The sequence below is a fragment of the Alcaligenes endophyticus genome (genome assembly GCF_026344035.1).
GTDB classification, from domain to species: Bacteria; Pseudomonadota; Gammaproteobacteria; order Burkholderiales; family Burkholderiaceae_B; genus Alcaligenes; species Alcaligenes endophyticus.
This window is the reverse complement of sequence record NZ_JAPKND010000001.1, coordinates 907,561-923,495: the sequence shown is the minus strand read 5'-3', so window position 1 is coordinate 923,495 and position 15,935 is coordinate 907,561. Positions and strand designations below refer to the sequence as shown.

The 15,935-nt window shown below is 49.9% G+C and carries 12 protein-coding genes; 3 read left to right on the top strand and 9 right to left on the bottom strand.

What is annotated here, in order from left to right; genetic code table 11:
• Positions 1 to 6: 6 nt before the first annotated feature.
• The 6 genes from OSH01_RS04235 to OSH01_RS04210 all read right to left on the bottom strand — a co-directional run bounded on the left by OSH01_RS04235 (position 7) and on the right by OSH01_RS04210 (position 6,651).
• On the bottom strand, positions 7 to 987 hold the full coding sequence (locus OSH01_RS04235) for a Bug family tripartite tricarboxylate transporter substrate binding protein (protein WP_266122799.1): 981 nt from the start codon (positions 985 to 987) through the stop codon (positions 7 to 9).
• A 158-nt stretch (positions 988 to 1,145) separates the two neighbouring features.
• Positions 1,146 to 2,141: an ABC transporter ATP-binding protein gene (locus OSH01_RS04230; RefSeq protein ID WP_266122798.1), complete on the bottom strand. Its 996-nt coding sequence runs from the start codon at positions 2,139 to 2,141 to the stop codon at positions 1,146 to 1,148.
• Positions 2,138 to 3,112: an ABC transporter ATP-binding protein gene (locus tag OSH01_RS04225; protein WP_266122797.1), complete on the bottom strand. Its 975-nt coding sequence runs from the start codon at positions 3,110 to 3,112 to the stop codon at positions 2,138 to 2,140. Before OSH01_RS04225 ends, OSH01_RS04230 begins: the two co-directional genes overlap by 4 nt.
• Before the next feature lie 4 nt (positions 3,113 to 3,116).
• Positions 3,117 to 4,031 (bottom strand): ABC transporter permease, encoded by a 915-nt coding sequence (locus OSH01_RS04220; protein ID WP_266122796.1) that lies wholly within the window; start codon positions 4,029 to 4,031, stop codon positions 3,117 to 3,119.
• 1 nt (position 4,032) lies between these two features.
• Positions 4,033 to 5,019, bottom strand: coding sequence for an ABC transporter permease (locus OSH01_RS04215; protein ID WP_266122795.1), 987 nt, complete (start codon positions 5,017 to 5,019; stop codon positions 4,033 to 4,035).
• Positions 5,020 to 5,076: 57 nt separating this feature from the next.
• Entirely contained in the window at positions 5,077 to 6,651 is a 1,575-nt protein-coding gene (locus OSH01_RS04210; RefSeq protein WP_266122794.1) for an ABC transporter substrate-binding protein, read from the bottom strand.
• A gap of 622 nt (positions 6,652 to 7,273) precedes the next feature.
• Between OSH01_RS04210 and dinB the strand changes: the two genes are divergently transcribed.
• Both dinB and OSH01_RS04200 read left to right on the top strand, forming a co-directional pair.
• Entirely contained in the window at positions 7,274 to 8,410 is a 1,137-nt protein-coding gene (gene dinB / locus OSH01_RS04205; protein WP_266122793.1) for a DNA polymerase IV, read from the top strand.
• Between the two features lie 156 nt (positions 8,411 to 8,566).
• A complete protein-coding gene (locus OSH01_RS04200; RefSeq protein WP_266122792.1) occupies positions 8,567 to 9,757 on the top strand; it encodes an acetylornithine transaminase in 1,191 nt (396 codons plus the stop codon).
• 36 nt (positions 9,758 to 9,793) lie between these two features.
• Here the strand turns inward: OSH01_RS04200 and modD are convergent, their stop codons facing one another.
• The 3 genes from modD to OSH01_RS04185 all read right to left on the bottom strand — a co-directional run bounded on the left by modD (position 9,794) and on the right by OSH01_RS04185 (position 14,221).
• Positions 9,794 to 10,651 carry a ModD protein gene (gene modD, locus OSH01_RS04195; RefSeq protein ID WP_266122791.1) on the bottom strand — a complete coding sequence of 286 codons (858 nt, stop codon included), beginning with the start codon at positions 10,649 to 10,651 and terminating at the stop codon, positions 9,794 to 9,796.
• Between the two features lie 160 nt (positions 10,652 to 10,811).
• Positions 10,812 to 12,971 (bottom strand): malate synthase G, encoded by a 2,160-nt coding sequence (locus OSH01_RS04190; protein ID WP_266122790.1) that lies wholly within the window; start codon positions 12,969 to 12,971, stop codon positions 10,812 to 10,814.
• A gap of 317 nt (positions 12,972 to 13,288) precedes the next feature.
• Positions 13,289 to 14,221, bottom strand: coding sequence for an AEC family transporter (locus OSH01_RS04185; RefSeq protein WP_266122789.1), 933 nt, complete (start codon positions 14,219 to 14,221; stop codon positions 13,289 to 13,291).
• A 204-nt stretch (positions 14,222 to 14,425) separates the two neighbouring features.
• Here OSH01_RS04185 and OSH01_RS04180 point away from each other — a divergent pair, with 204 nt between their 5' ends.
• On the top strand, positions 14,426 to 15,928 hold the full coding sequence (locus OSH01_RS04180) for an AMP nucleosidase (RefSeq protein ID WP_266122788.1): 1,503 nt from the start codon (positions 14,426 to 14,428) through the stop codon (positions 15,926 to 15,928).
• Positions 15,929 to 15,935 lie beyond the last annotated feature (7 nt).

The following is a 15,935-nucleotide window of genomic DNA, read 5'->3' as shown; positions in this document are numbered from 1 at the left end:
AAAGCATTAAGGTATCTGTAGCTTAGCCTTGGTGATTACATTTTTCCAAAGGGAGTTTTGAGTATTGACGAATGCTTGAAATTGATCTTGTGACATGGGCATAGGTGTAATACCTCGTTGTTGCAGATCTTTGATAAAAGCAGGGTCCTCTAAGCTGGTATCGATGGCCTGACTCAGAAAGCTCACAATGGGGGCGGGAGTGTCACTGGGTACAAAAACACCAAACCATGTTGTGGCTTCGTATCCGGGGACGCCCGCTTCGTCAAAGGTGGGGACTGCAGGCAATAGCTCAGACCGGTCTTTTTGGGTAATACCTAAAGGACGTACGCGCCCACTTTCTATATGGGGTAAGGCGGTTGGTAAGGGTTCTAGCAGCATTTGCAACTGTCCACCAATGAGATCAGTCATAGCGGGCGCACCTCCTTGGTAGGGCACGTGTATGATTTCTATGTCGGCGTCTAGGGCCAGCATTTCTGTTTGCACATGGTGGCTTGTACCTGAGCCGGCAGAGCCATAATTTAAGCTACCAGGCTCTTGCCGGGCCTGCTCAATGAGCGCTTGAAGGCTCTGGAATGCAGCGTCTTTATTGACCAGCATGACGCTAGGGACGGCGGCAATACCGCCTACGGCAATGAGGTCTGTACTGGGATTATATTTTACGTCTTTATACAGGTTAGGGGCTACCGAGATGGTACTGGCTGCGCCCAGGAGCACGGTGTAACCGTCTGGTTTGCTGTCCACCGCAACGCGTGTTCCTATCATTCCGCCAGCACCGGGTCGATTATCAATAATGACCTCTTTGCCCAATGCTTTTGCTGCTTGTGTAAAGAACAGCCGTGCAACGGTGTCATTAATGCCTCCTGCCGGAAAGGGGATGATGGCACGTATATTTTTGCTAGGATAATCACTCGCGGCATAAGTCAGGCTGTGGCATCCGAATAGTAGGCTTACAGCGGCTATGCTAAATGCATGGGCGAATCGCTTCATGCTTGTCTCCTTGTCGTTGTATGTCTTTCAAGACTTGTATGACAAAGTGTAGAAACGACAGCAAGCGGAAACAAGGCATAAAAACTCTGCCGCTACCCTAGAAAAAGTAATCCATGCTCGGGCTAGCCCGAGCATGGATTGCTCTAGGTTAGAGGATCTTAGCCCACGCGCCCTTCTTCTACGGCATGGCAGGCGGTTTCATGTCCGGTGCGGGCCACTAAGGTGGGAACCTCGATGCGACAGCGATCATTAGCCAAAGGGCAGCGAGGATGAAAGGTACAGCCTGATGGAGGGTTCAGTGGGTTGGGCACTTCCCCTGCAACAGGGATGCGGCTTTTCCCGGCACCGCTGATGTCGGGGATAGCGCCCAAGAGCATACGGGTGTAAGGGTGTTGGGCATGGGAGAACAAGGCGTCACGATCGGCAATTTCAACGATACGCCCCAAATACATGACTCCTACTCGGTCAGCCACATGATGCACAACGGCCAGATTATGCGAAATGAATAAGTAAGTCAGGCCTAAGTCGCGCTGCAAGTCTTTCATGAGGTTGAGCACTTGGGCCTGTACCGAGACATCTAAAGCCGAAGTGGGCTCGTCACACACGATGAACTCGGGTTGCAGTGCTAAGGCGCGAGCGATAGAAATACGCTGGCGCTGCCCCCCTGAGAATTGATGGGGATAGCGCTGAGCATCACTAGGGGCTAGACCTACTTGGCTTAAGAGCTCGCCTACCCGCTCTTGCTGTTGCTGTGGGTTTAGGTTGGTGTGGGTGGCTAAGGGCTCGGCAATGATACGGCCTACTCGCCAGCGCGGATTTAGGCTGGCGTAGGGGTCCTGAAAGATCATTTGCCTGCGCTTACGGATTGCTTGTAGCTCTGGCTTGCTCATGTTGTTGATGGAGCGGCCCTGATATTTAATATCGCCTCGAGTAGGCTGATAGAGGCCGGTCAATAGGCGGGCGACAGTAGATTTTCCACAGCCCGATTCGCCTACTAAGGCCAGTGTTTCCCCTTTACGTAAGGAGAAACTGACGCCGTCTACGGCCCGCAGGTTCACTTTGGGTTTGCGATAGACCAAGCGCTCTAGTAAAGAGGGGGAGACATCAAACCAGCAGGCGGCGTCGTTTACTTCGACGAGATACTCTTGTGTCATAGCGACTCCGTCTGTAGCAACCAACAAGCTGCTTGTGAATGAGGGGGCGCAGGCATCAGTTCAGGGCGCTCTTGCAAACAGCGCTCCATAACGTGACTGCAGCGCGGGTTAAAGGCACAACCCTTAGGGATAGCGTTCAGGCGCGGCATACTCCCAGGTATCTGCTCTAATCGCGCTAAGTTTCCGTCAAGAGAGGGGATGGAGCGCATGAGTCCAGCGGTATAAGGGTGACTCGGGTTTTGGATCACATCTTGGACTGGCCCTATTTCTATAATGCGACCTGCATACATCACGGCTACACGGTCGGCTGTTTCTGCAATCACGCCCATATCGTGCGTGATAAGCATCACAGCGGTACCTTGCGAGCGACATAAGTCTTTAATGAGCTCGATAATTTGAGCCTGTATGGATACATCCAAGGCGGTGGTGGGTTCGTCTGCCACAATCAGCTTGGGCTCGGCCGCCAAGGCTAGAGCAATGACGACCCGCTGTCGCATGCCCCCCGAAAACTGATGGGGGTAGTGATCAATACGTTCTCGTGCAGCAGGAATGCCGGTCGCCTCTAGTAATTCGATGGCGCGCTCGCGGGCTTGTTTGTTAGTGAGTGGCAGGTGCGTAACAATAGTTTCGATAAGCTGCTGGCCAACGGTATACAAGGGGTTGAGGGAGGTCAGTGGGTCTTGAAAAATAGCGCCAATTTTACGTCCTCGTATTGGGCGCATTTGATCCTCGGTAAGATGATCTATACGTTGGCCCTCGAGTAAAATTTGGCCATTACGGATACGGCCCGGGGGATCAAGCAGCCCGATAATAGAGGCGCCAGTCAGTGATTTACCTGCACCGGACTCCCCTACTACGCCTAGTACTTCGCCGGCGGCAATAGCAAAAGAAACATGGTCTAACGCATGCAGCACCCCATGACGAGTGGGAAACTCCACGCAGAGATTTTGCACAGAAAGTAATTCAGTCATGGGTTCAGTTCAGTTTTGGGTTAAGTGCATCGCGTAGCCAGTCTCCGAGCAGGTTGACCGACAACACCAGCAGAACCAGCATGAGTCCTGGGAAAATAGTGATCCACCACTCACCGGAGAAAAGAAAGTCATTTCCGATGCGAATTAAGGTGCCTAGAGAAGGAGATGTTGGGGGCACCCCTACTCCTAGAAAGGATAAGGTGGCTTCAGTAATGATGGCGGTGGCCAAGTGTACGGTGGCAAGAATTAAGACCGGGCCTAGTACGTTGGGCAACACATGACTGAACATAATGCGTGGTGCTGACACGCCGATGACTTTGGCTGCTTGGACGTATTCACGGTTTTTTTCGACGAGGGTAGAGCCACGTACCGTTCTTGCATATTGAGGCCACCCAGCCAAGGCGATCGCTCCAATTAGCACGGGGAAAGCAATAGTTTCATGCATGCTGAGGGGAAAGACAGCACGTGCGACACCATCTATTAACAACGCAATGAGGATGGCTGGGAAGGACAATTGCACATCGGCCACGCGCATGATGAATGCATCTAGGCGGCCGCCAGCATAGCCAGCAATCAGCCCCAGTACTATGCCTACTAACATGGCCAGTAAAACAGAGGCCAAGCCGATGAGCAACGAGGTGCGAGTACCATAGAGCAAGGCGGAGAACAGGTCTCGTCCTTGGCTATCTGTGCCGAGAAAATACGGCATTTCCCCGTCCTCAGACCATGCCGGTGGTTTAAGCGCATCCATAAGATTGATGGAGGCTAAGTCAAAGGGGTCGAAAGGGGCTAGCCAGGTTGAACCTAAAGCGCCAATAAATAGCAGTAAGGTCATGACTGTAGCGATGATCGCTACTGGAGAATGGCGCCAGGACCACACCAGATCGCTATTCCAGATTCGATGAAAAGTGGCGTTCATATCAGTGCCCCTTCGCTTTGGATAATTGGGTGCGCAGACGAGGGTCAACCGCAAAATACAATAAATCAACTAATAGGTTGATGATGACAAACACCAGTGCAATCAAACAAAGATAGGCCGCCATGACAGGAACATCCGCAAACTGTACCGCTTGAATAAATAGCAAGCCCATGCCCGGCCACTGGAAAACGGTTTCCGTCACAATAGCAAAAGCAATAATCCCACCTAGTTGCAAGCCGGTAATGGTAATCACGGGCACCATTGTGTTTTTGAGAGCATGACCAAAATGGATAGCACGTTGGCTAAGCCCGCGTGCACGAGCAAATTTTATATAGTCGGTTCGTAAGACCTCAAGCATTTCGGAACGAACTAAGCGCAGTATGAGTGTCAGTTGGAATAGGCTCAGGGTTATGGCTGGCAAGATTAAATGCCTGAGACCATCAAGGGTGAGCAGGCCAGTGGTCCACCAGCCTAGGTGTACGACCGTGCCGCGTCCATAGCTGGGTAGCCAGCCTAGCTGCACCGAAAACACCAAAATTAATAAAATTCCAATTAAAAAGGTAGGCAGTGAAATACCTAATAAGGAAAAGGCGAGGATGCTTTGTGCTAACCAGCCATTACGTTTTAACGCCGTGTAAACCCCCAAGGGTAAGCCGATAAGTAAAGCCAATAGGGCGGCGGCGACAGACAGTTCCACTGTGGCGGGAAGTCGCTCTTTGAGCAATTGGGAGACCGGTTGGGCTTGGCGCAAAGATAGGCCAAACTGCCCTTGTACGGCCTGCTCAACAAAGCGGACAAATTGTACGGGGGCAGGTTGATCCAAACCGAGGCTGGCGCGTAAATGGATACGGTCTTGCTCGGTGGCGTCTTGCCCTAGCATGATAGTGACGGGGTCGCCGATATAACGAAATAAGACAAAGGCCAGCAAGCTGACCGTTAACATGACAAGAACGGCCTGAATAAGGCGTCGGATGATAAATACCAGCATAGGTGGGGGGCTGTAGCCTTACCGCTATAAATAGGCGGTAAGGCAGTAGAGGTTAGTTTAGTTGACGGTGACCCATTCGGCGGTCAGGCGGTTGTCGGCGCGGTGAATCACGTCGATATTTTTACGCATCGCCCATGGGATGACCTGGTCATGTAAAGGAATATGTCCGAATTCCTGTGCATGAATTTCCAGTGCTTTATGAATGGCAGCATCGCGTTTAGCTTCATCGGTCTCGACTTTGACAATCTCGATGAGCTCATCGACCTCGGGGTTGCTGTAGTTACCAAAGTTAAATGATCCATCCGCCCCCTCTCCTTTGCTATGGAGCAAGCTTTGTAAGGTGTAGAGAGCATCGAAGGTGGGTACACCCCAGCCAAACATATAGGCGCTGCTGTCGTAGGACTGTACTTTGGGGAAGTAGGTCGCGCGTGGCATTGTATTGAGCGAGGCTTTGACCCCTATACGTGCCCACATGCCGACGATCGCTTGGCAGATGGCCTCATCGTTAATGTAGCGGTTGTTAGGACAATCTAACGTAAAGTCGAGCTCATTTGGACCATAGCCAGCCTCTTGTAGCAATGCTTTGGCTTTTTCAGGGTCGTGCGGCAAACGCTTCGCTAACTCTTGCGTCCAACCGTGTACCTGAGGGGCGACCATGGTGCCTGTGGGCAGTGATGAACCGCGCATAACCGCTTTTTTTATCGCTTCGGTATCAATGCCTAGGTATAGGGCTTCGCGCACACGGGGGTCAGCAAAGGGGTTTTTACCTTTTACAGAGCTATATTTAAGCTCAGGACTTTTTTGGTCCAGACCTAAATAAATGGTACGGTACTCGTTACCTTCTAGCACTTTTGCCTGTTGTTTTAGGCGTTGCAGATCTTGTGCCGGAGGATCCAGTACAAAATCAATCTCACCTGATAACAAGGCGGCGGTACGCGTGGCATTTTGCTTGATGGGGCTGTATTCGATGCGCGTGACATTACCGACCTTATCGGCCTTGTTCCACCAGTTCTCGTTTTCATCAAATACGGTGCGGATGTCGATTTCACGTGAAACAAGCTTATAAGGTCCGGTGCCGTTGGTGTTGCGAGCCGAATAGGTTTCTTGATTCGCCGAAAAGTCTTGAGGTTGTGTCGCATTATTAGCCTCAGACCACGCTTTGTTCATAATGAATAAGTTGGTTAGCTGACGTAGTAACACGGGGTTAGGCTTGTCTGTGATGATATCCACGGTCAGGTCATCGACCTTTTCTACTTTTTCTATGCCGTTGGCATAGGCTTTAAAGTGTGACGTGGGTGCCATTGCTCGGCCGATAGAGAAGATGACATCTTCGGCGGTAAAGGGAGCACCATCATGAAACTTGACGTTCTCACGTAATTTTAAACGTAAGCGAGTAGGCTCGATCAGTTCCCAACTAGTCGCCAAGGCTGGCTCAAGGTTGAAGTCTTTATCGTAGGCCACAAGAGGCTCATAGACATAGCTGGAGGCGGCAATGGTCATGCCTTCATTTTGGGCATGTGGGTCTAGCGTCAGGATATCGCCTTGACTGGCCCATTTAAATGTCTTGGCCTGAAGCGCCAAGGGCATCATCATTAGCCCCGCCAAAGCGGTAGCGAGCATAGTTTTTTTCATGCAACAAAACTCCTCGGAGATGTGGAATTGTTCAGAGCACAAAATAGTGCCTGAATAGAGGTATTGGCGTCAATATTAGAATTTTATTTTTAAAATGTGGTGAGCTATATTCTATGTCTTTTAGTAGGTTGGTACATCTCAGTGATTATCATAATGCCTAGATTTAAATTATGTGTGTATCTGTACAGTGTCAGTTAAGATCCAGCCAATACCATTTTTTTATAACGATACGTGAGTACAGCACTTGATTTCCTACTCATGCTGGCATGCCGATTAGGCCCGTGCAGTAAACAGTGTGATGGGTAAGCCTGTTGTAAGCATAAGGTATTACACCGCTCATTCTTTATCTTAATAAACTTAAGTGTAGAAGTAATAAGTGGTTGAGATAAGGCGTTCGTTTTATACGGTTTATTTCATGATTTATTTAGCAGCTTCATTGTTTTTCTCAAATTTGATAATTAGAAAGTGGGCATAGCGTATGGAATACGCTTGTATTCCACATCCGCTCTACTTTTGTTGTGTATGGCTATTGTGTGAGCAAGCAGAGGCGAGCAAGAAAAACCCCAGCTACTAGAATGTTAAGTATGATGGTGGCTGTGTAAATAAACAGTGTTATAAGCGTATGAATCGTCGAATTGCACATGTCGATATGGATGCGTTCTATGCCTCGGTGGAGCTGCTTAAGTATCCTCAGTTGCGTGGGCAGGCGGTGGTTATTGGGGGGCGCAGCACCCCTGCTCCGGTCATCCACTCTGATGGCCGCTGGGAGGCGGCTCGTTTGGCCGATTACGTAGGACGTGGAGTGGTCACCACATCAACTTATGAAGCTAGGCAATTAGGGGTGTTTTCCGCGATGGGCTTGATGAAGGCAGCTCAATTGGCTCCCGATGCCCTACTGTTGCCTGCTGATTTCAATGCTTACAGGCATTATTCACGCTTATTTAAGCAGGCAGTGGCCAGTATTTCTGCAGCCATAGAGGACCGCGGCATAGATGAAATCTATGTGGATGTCTCGTCGTTGCCAGAGGAAAGTTATTTATTAGGCCAAGGTATACAGCAGGCAGTATGGGATGCTACCGGGATGACCTGCTCGGTGGGCATTACGCCCAATAAGCTATTGTCTAAAATTGCCTCTGAACTTCATAAGCCAAATGGGGTTTGCGTGCTCACGCTAGACGATGTCGCCACACGTATTTGGCCTTTAGCAGTAAGTAAAATAAATGGTATAGGGCCCAAGTCACAACAAAAGCTGTACGCCATGGGGATCCATACTATCGGGCAGTTGGCCGCAACACCAGCCCATGTATTACAGAATAGCTTTGGCTTACGTTATGCTTTGTGGTTGAGCCAAGCAGCTCAGGGTGAGGACGACAGGCCAGTTAATACATACTCTGAGCCGAAGTCATTAAGCCGTGAGACAACGTTCGAGCGCGATTTGCACGTACGCCACGATAAAGCACAGTTATCCGCTACTTTTAGGCGCTTATGTAGGCAGCTTGAAGATGACCTGCATAAGAAGCAGTTATGCGCTCAAAGCATAGGCATTAAACTTAAATTTGCTGACTTTAACGTGGTGACGCGCGATAGCAGTTTGCAGCATCCGGTGGTATCGGCCAGTGACATACATCATGCAGCAGGTCAAAACTTGAAGCGTGTTGCACTGAACCGACGCATACGTTTGTTGGGGGTGAAAGCCAGTGGTTTATTGCCATTAGAGCAAATGGCCGGTTCTGGACAAGAACAATTGAGTCTTTTGTGAGTTGTGCAACGGTAAACTTGCCCTGAAAGTAGTATAAAAGGGATAGTCAGAACTTATCATCTGCTGAAAAGGATGTAGCACCAGTTGCTGCGTTAAAATTGCTCTATGTCCAGCCTAGGCTGGTGTTTTCTTTTTTTATCATCAGGGTTTGCCATTATGGAATTTGATCGGGCCGGGGTGCGTGCCTTAATGGAGATTACTCAGCGTCCAGAGCTGGTATTTGTGCGTGGACAAGGATCTTGGTTAGAGGATCATAGCGGTAAGCGATACTTGGATATGATCCAAGGTTGGGCCGTCAATTCGCTAGGTCATAGTCCGTTAAGTGTGGTGAAGGCCATGGCCGAGCAGTCGGCCACCCTTATGAATCCATCGCCCGCTTTTTACAATCAGCCCTCCATTGAGCTGGCCAAACGCATTGTTCAGAACTCGTGTTTTGATCGCGTATTCTTTGCTAACAGTGGTGCTGAGGCGAACGAAGGGGCGATTAAGCTAGCGCGTAAATGGGGGCAAATTCACAAAGAAGGTGCTTATAAAATCATCACCTTCAACCATAGCTTCCATGGCCGTACGTTAGCCACTATGTCCGCATCGGGTAAGCCTGGTTGGGATCGCCTGTTTGCTCCTCAGGTTGAAGGGTTCCCTAAAGCCGAGCTCAACGATCTAGATTCTGTTGCGGCCTTAATTGACAATAGTACGGTTGCCATTATGCTTGAGCCCGTACAAGGTGAAGCAGGGGTAATTCCTGCCACCGATGAGTTCATGCAAGGCCTGCGCGAATTAGCCGATCAGCACAAATTGTTGCTTATCGTCGATGAAGTGCAAACCGGCATGGGACGCACAGGTACTTTGTTTGCGTATGAGCATTCCGGTATACGTCCTGACATCATGACCTTGGGTAAAGGCATTGGTGCTGGGGTACCGTTAGCGGCTTTGTGTGCCCGTGAAGAAGTCTCGTGTTTTCAGCATGGTGATCAAGGTGGCACGTATAACGGCAACCCCGTCATGGCTGCTGCAGGTGTAGCGGTATTTGATGAGCTTACTTCCCCGGGTTTTCTTACCGCTGTTAATGCGCGGGCACAGCAATTGTCCGAAGGGCTAGAAGCGATTAGCGCTAAGTGGGGTATGCATGGCGAACGTGGAACAGGCTTGTTACGCGCTTTGATGCTTGATCAGGATGACGGCCCAGCGCTTGTTAACGCTGCGCGTGAACGCTCACCTGAGGGCTTGTTGCTGAATGCTCCGCGTCCTAACTTATTGCGCTTTATGCCTGCCCTGAACGTTACGGCAGAAGAAGTTGATTTGCTCTTGGCCTGGTTAGATGAGCTACTAACACAAGTGCGTGGTTAGGTTTCGCCGGTACTGCTTAGGAAAAAAGGCGATGCCCTATTGGGCGTCGCCTTTTTCTATGCGTACACCGATGTCAGCGGGTGGCGCATAGTACAAGCTGCTGGTGACCAAAGCATCTACCCCGCTGCAAGCATAGGCAACTGCGTTGTCTAACCGGATGCCCCCAGCCGCCAGGAAGCGTAGGTGAGGATGTAATGGGCGCAGTTGGCTGACCCACTCAGTTAGCTGCGCTGCGGGTACTTTATCAAACTGTAAGGCATCTGCCCCGGCTTGAATGGCCTGCTTTGCCTGCTCCAATGTTTCCACTTCTATAACCACGGTTTTTTCGGCTAACTCGCCTTGGCGTGCCTGCAGGGCTGCTTGTATGTTCTGCCAGTCACCTAATAAGGCACGATGTTGAGGAAAAATTAATACGGTTTCGCTAAGCCCTAGGCGATGGGGCATAGCGCCCCCAGCTAAGGTTGCCTTGAGCGCTAGCTTGCGTAAGCCTGGAGCGTGTTTACGTGTTGTGAGCACAGCGGCTTTGGAGTTGTGATGCTTAACCGTTGTGACCAAAGCATGTGTTTGAGTAGCAATACCGCAAGCGAATTCGAATATGTTTTGACTGACCTTCCATGCGCGCAGTAGAGCATGGGCTGGCCCTGTGCAATGCAAAATAGCCTGTCCCGCATGGCATGAGGTCCCGCTGGGTAGATAGTCAGTGACCTGCCCTTGGCAGTTCGTGATCACACGCATTACCTCTTCGCTACCTGCGACAATATAATTGCCACGAGCAATAAAAGTCATTTGACTTGCTTGGTGGTGTAAGCCCATTACCTGACTAGTTAGGTCTAGTAACGGAGCATCCTCGTTAATCCAGCTATCAATTAAGTTTTGCTCAAAGAATACAGGCATGAGAGAAGGCTATTTAAAAAAATAATGGGTATATGCTTGAGTATATAGCGGTAGGTAATTGTATAGGGCCTAGAAGCGGGTAAAAGTGAAGAATCAAGATAAAAAAAGCTCCTAGTTAGTAGGCTAACTAGGAGCTTTACAGCCAGTTTACGTCAAGCTATTAATGTGCTTTAACGTGCAAACGCCATTGGTGTAACAGTGGCTCAGTATAGCCGTTGGGCTGTTCTAGGCCTTTGAAAACCAAATCGGCTGCAGCTTTGTAGGCCTCAGAGGTTTCCCAGTTACCCGCCATGTTTTTGTACAACGGGTCTCCAGCATTTTGCTGATCAACAATAGCGGCCATGCGGTGTAAGCTAGCTTCCACTTGCTCACGGCTGACTACACCATGCAATAACCAGTTAGCGATATGCTGGCTAGAAATACGCAGGGTAGCGCGATCTTCCATGAGTCCGACGTCGTGAATATCAGGCACTTTGGAGCAGCCCACGCCTTGATCGATCCAGCGTACGACGTAGCCAAGGATACCTTGCGCATTGTTATCAATTTCTTGCTGAATTTCTTCTGCTGTCCACTCTGGCTTGCTTACGACTGGAATAGTGAGAATGTCATCGAGCAGGTTCAGGTTTTGCCCTTCTAGGCTAGCTTGGACTGCTTTTACATCCACTTTGTGGTAGTGCACAGCGTGTAAGGTGGCCGCCGTAGGAGAAGGTACCCAAGCCGTATTGCCACCCGCTTCTAGGTGAGCAATTTTTTGCTCTAGCATTTCAGCCATTAAATCGGGCATGGCCCACATACCCTTACCAATCTGGGCACGGCCTTTCAAACCACATTGCAATCCAACTTGAACGTTATTCCGCTCGTAAGCGGAAAGCCAAGGTTGGTTTTTCATTTCGCCTTTGCGCACGACAGGGCCCGCTTGCATGCAAGTATGAATTTCGTCACCAGTGCGGTCTAAGAAGCCCGTGTTAATGAACACCACTCGCTCCAGAGCCTGAGCAATACATGCTTTCAGATTGACACTGGTACGACGCTCTTCGTCCATGATGCCTAACTTAACGGTATTGGCAGGCAGACCAAGGAACTGTTCGACACGGCTAAAGGTTTCGCTAGCAAATGCAACCTCGGCGGGGCCGTGCATTTTTGGCTTAACTACATAAATGGAACCCGTGCGGGAGTTCTTTTTCAGCTTTAGGTCGTGCATTCCGATCAGCGCAGTGATGGTTGCGTCGAGTAGACCTTCAGGGATTTCCTGGCCATTTTCATCCAATATGGCTGGGTTGGTCATCAAGTGGCCAACGTTTCGGATGAACATCATGGAGCGGCCAGGTAGGGTTTTCTCTTGACCATCTAAACCAGTATAGGTTCTGTCAGCATGCAAGCGACGGACAAATGTTTTGTCGCCTTTTTGTATGGTTTCTTCGAGATCACCAGTGATCAAACCTAACCAGTTGCGGTAGGCCAGAACTTTGTCACTGGCATCAACCGCTGCAACGGAGTCTTCGCAATCCATGATCGTTGTCAGTGCGGACTCAAGCAGGACATCTTTAATGCCTGCTGCATCGGTTTTGCCGATAGGGCTGGTGGGATCAATTTGCAGCTCAAAGCGTAGGCCGTTGTGATCAAACACAATGGCTTCAGGTGCATCTGGCTGACCACGGTAACCGATTAAGGTGCTGGGATCTTGTAGGCTAGCCACTTCGCCGTTATCTAAGATAACGCGCAATGCTCCGTCGGCAATGGTGTAGGACGTGGCTTGTGTGTGTGAGCCCGTGCTTAGCGGTAAGGTGTCATTGAGAAACTGGCGAGCAAAAGCAATGACCTTGGCGCCGCGTACGGGGTTGTACGCACCACCACGCTCTGCACCACCTTCGTCGGAGATAGCGTTCGTGCCATACAAGGCATCGTACAAGCTACCCCAACGGGCGTTGACTGCATTCAAAGCATAACGCGCATTCATTACTGGCACGACCAGCTGCGGGCCACCTTGCTCAGTAATTTCAGTGTCTACATTGCTGGTATTAACTGTGGCCGAGCTGGGAGCATCAACGAGGTAGCCGATGCTACGCAGAAAGCTTTTGTAGGCTTCCATATCGGTGATAGGACCTGGGTGACTGCTATGCCATTTATCTAGCTCGGCTTGCAAGCGATCACGCTCAGCCAGCAGGGCGCGATTCTTGGGGGCTAGGTCATGTATCAGTTGGTCGAAGCCTGTCCAGAAAGTTTCGGATGAAACACCTGTACCGGGTAGGGCTTCTTGTTCGATGAACTGATGAAGCACCTCGGCGACTTGCAATCGCTGGCAGGAGATTCTGTTAGTCATGGTTACCCTTGCTGAAAGTTAAAAAAGTTGAACAGCGGTAAGGGAGCCGGCAGTGTGCATATGCTGAGCGCAGCGGGCACTCTCTCGCTGTTTGAGCTCGGGTACGGTCTATTGTGTTTGTCTGGAGCCGGCTACATGGCCTGACTGATAAAGTGTTTTATCAGCAGGACAAAACAATGGGCGCAAAAGTCCCGAGCTGCTTATCCAATAATTATGAAGTACACAGAGAAACAACATCATATACTTTAAATAATAAGTATACATACTTTTTGTATCTGGTGTTTTGGGGATGTCTTGTATAAGACATATGACGTGACTTACAGCCATTTAGCAATGACGGAGACGCTCAAAATAGAGACTAAGGTTGAGTACAAAATTGCCTTAGATACAACAGCTGCATCCCGCTCAAACAAGGTCGCTAACATGAAGGGGCCGGTTCCTATAGGTAAGGCGGCCAGTAAAACGGCCACTTTTGCCCACAATGGATCCATATCAAAAACCCAGAACACGAGTATTGCGGTCACCATGGGGTGAAGTATTAACTTAAGCGCCAAAATACGCACCAAGATTTTATTTGGCACTTGCCCTGCTTGCTGTGGCTGGGCCAGAAACAAGCCTATGCACACTAAGGCGCAGGGGCTAGCGGCTAAGCTGAGCAGTTCGGCTGTACGATCAATGGCTGTAGGCAACTTTAGGCCTAGTAGTGCGTAGAGCCCCCCAGCAATCGGCGCAATCACCAAAGGATTTTTTGCTAGCGAGAGCCCTACCTTTTGTGCTGTGCTCCAAATAGAACCATGCCGATTACGAGAAAACTCCATAATCGCCAAGGTGCAGGCAAAGAGTAAACAGGCTGTCATTAGTATTGCTAAAGCCACCGCCGGGATACTGTCAGGCCCTAAAAGCATGACACACAAGGGCAAGCCCATATAGCCTGAGTTGGCATATGAGGCACTGAGCGCTTCTAGCGCAATAGTATTGATATCTTTGTTTTGCCTTCGAGCAAATACCCATGCTACGAGGTAAACAATGGCAATCGCCAATACTGAAGCATATAAATAGCCATGTTGGCTGGCTTGTTCTGGTGTAATGGCAGCCATGGAACGAAACAGTACCGCGGGTAAGGCCAGATACACCACGAATCGATTCAGGGAATCAATCGCATGGGGACCTAGTACGCCCAGTCGAGAGACGCCAAAGCCTAAAAAAATCAGAGCAAAAACAGGGAAAACAGCGCTAAGAGTGTGACTCACTGAATAACCTATACCGATAAGTAGCGGAGTTGCACATTATGCGATAGCCCTGAGATGCTGGATAGGTGTAAATGACGCACGAGTAAGGGGCAGGCTGATCTTTTACTGTGGTTAATTGGAACTGCTTTTCTAGACCGATGTAGTAACTATTGTCGTATCTTGTGCGTAGAATAAAGGCCAGCTTTGTTTATCCAGGATCTGTGCATGTTTGAATTACCCAGCTCTACACGTACTATCAATCAGCCTGAGGCCATTGCATTTAAAGGTTATTTGAATGCCACCGAAGCGGTTGAGCAATTAGTGGCGATTTACGATCGCAACATTGCTTATTTGCGTGAGGCGTTTGCGCAATGTCTGACTCAGGGTTACCCAAAAGGGCAACGTTATCGCGCTTGTTATCCTGCCATACGGGTTGCCGTCGATACCTACCAAGAAGTAGATAGCCGTTTATCGTACGGTCATGTGGTGGAGCCTGGGCTATATATGACCACGGTGACCGCCCCTACGCTGTATTACGATTATTTTCGTGATCAAATTGAGTTGCTTTTGCGCAATCATGGCGTACCCGTCGAAATTGGTGAATCAGAGGTACCTATCCCGCTGCATTTTGCGTTAATTAGTGATCAGCAGATAGCCACTGGGATTATTCCTGAGTCGCCAGGAGATACCTTACGGGACCACTTCGATGTACCCGATTTAGCGGTTATGGATGATGCCATTGTGAATGGCACCTGGGAGCGTAAAGGCAACGAGCCCTTACCCTTAGCACCGTTCACCGCCCCGCGTGTGGATTACTCTTTGTATCGCTTACAGCATTATTCGGCAACACGGCCCGAGCACTTTCAGAACTTTGTGTTATTTACTAACTATCAGTTTTATGTCGATGAGTTCTGTCAATGGGCCCGCGACGTGTTGGCAGAGGATCAGCAAGGCTATATAGATTTAGTAGAACCAGGCAACATTATTACTCCTGCTGGCCCGAACGCCGTTACCCAAGGCACCCCACTGAGGCGGGCGCCGCAGATGCCGTCTTATCATTTGCGACGCGATAACCATAGTGGCATTACCTTGATCAATATCGGTGTAGGGCCTTCTAATGCCAAAACCATTACTGATCACGTTGCTGTGTTACGTCCCTCGGCTTGGCTAATGCTCGGGCATTGTGCTGGCTTACGTACTACGCAGCGCTTGGGCGACTATGTTCTGGCGCATGGCTATGTGCGTGAAGACCACGTCTTAGATGCCGACTTACCTACGTGGGTACCGATTCCTCCTTTAGCCGAGATTCAAGTGGCGCTTGAGCAAGCGGTTGCCCAAGTGGCGGGCTTAAACGGCTGGGAGTTAAAGCGCATTATGCGTACTGGAACGGTGGCCTCCATCGATAACCGCAACTGGGAGCTACGCGATCATCATGAGCCGGTGCGGCGATTGTCCCAATCGCGGGCGATCGCCTTAGATATGGAGTCTGCCACTATCGCCGCTAATGGGTTTCGTTTCCGGGTTCCCTACGGCACCTTGCTCTGCGTATCTGATAAGCCTTTACATGGTGAGTTGAAGCTACCAGGTATGGCCAGTGATTTTTATAGCAAGCAGGTGGGGCAACACTTGCATATAGGTATCCGTGCGCTAGAGCTGTTACGTGATATGCCACGTGAGCGCCTGCACTCGCGTAAGCTACGCAGCTTTCTGGAGACGGCGTTTCAGTAGGCGTTTA

What these genes read in the sequence shown, in the direction of transcription:
- OSH01_RS04235 (WP_266122799.1), bottom strand. Translation starts at nt 987, where the DNA reads ATGAAGCGATTCGCCCATGCATTTAGCATAGCCGCTGTAAGCCTACTA.
- OSH01_RS04230 (WP_266122798.1), bottom strand. Translation starts at nt 2,141, where the DNA reads ATGACACAAGAGTATCTCGTCGAAGTAAACGACGCCGCCTGCTGGTTT.
- OSH01_RS04225 (WP_266122797.1), bottom strand. Translation starts at nt 3,112, where the DNA reads ATGACTGAATTACTTTCTGTGCAAAATCTCTGCGTGGAGTTTCCCACT.
- OSH01_RS04220 (WP_266122796.1), bottom strand. Translation starts at nt 4,031, where the DNA reads ATGAACGCCACTTTTCATCGAATCTGGAATAGCGATCTGGTGTGGTCC.
- OSH01_RS04215 (WP_266122795.1), bottom strand. Translation starts at nt 5,019, where the DNA reads ATGCTGGTATTTATCATCCGACGCCTTATTCAGGCCGTTCTTGTCATG.
- OSH01_RS04210 (WP_266122794.1), bottom strand. Translation starts at nt 6,651, where the DNA reads ATGAAAAAAACTATGCTCGCTACCGCTTTGGCGGGGCTAATGATGATG.
- dinB (WP_266122793.1), top strand. Translation starts at nt 7,274, where the DNA reads ATGAATCGTCGAATTGCACATGTCGATATGGATGCGTTCTATGCCTCG.
- OSH01_RS04200 (WP_266122792.1), top strand. Translation starts at nt 8,567, where the DNA reads ATGGAATTTGATCGGGCCGGGGTGCGTGCCTTAATGGAGATTACTCAG.
- modD (WP_266122791.1), bottom strand. Translation starts at nt 10,651, where the DNA reads ATGCCTGTATTCTTTGAGCAAAACTTAATTGATAGCTGGATTAACGAG.
- OSH01_RS04190 (WP_266122790.1), bottom strand. Translation starts at nt 12,971, where the DNA reads ATGACTAACAGAATCTCCTGCCAGCGATTGCAAGTCGCCGAGGTGCTT.
- OSH01_RS04180 (WP_266122788.1), top strand. Translation starts at nt 14,426, where the DNA reads ATGTTTGAATTACCCAGCTCTACACGTACTATCAATCAGCCTGAGGCC.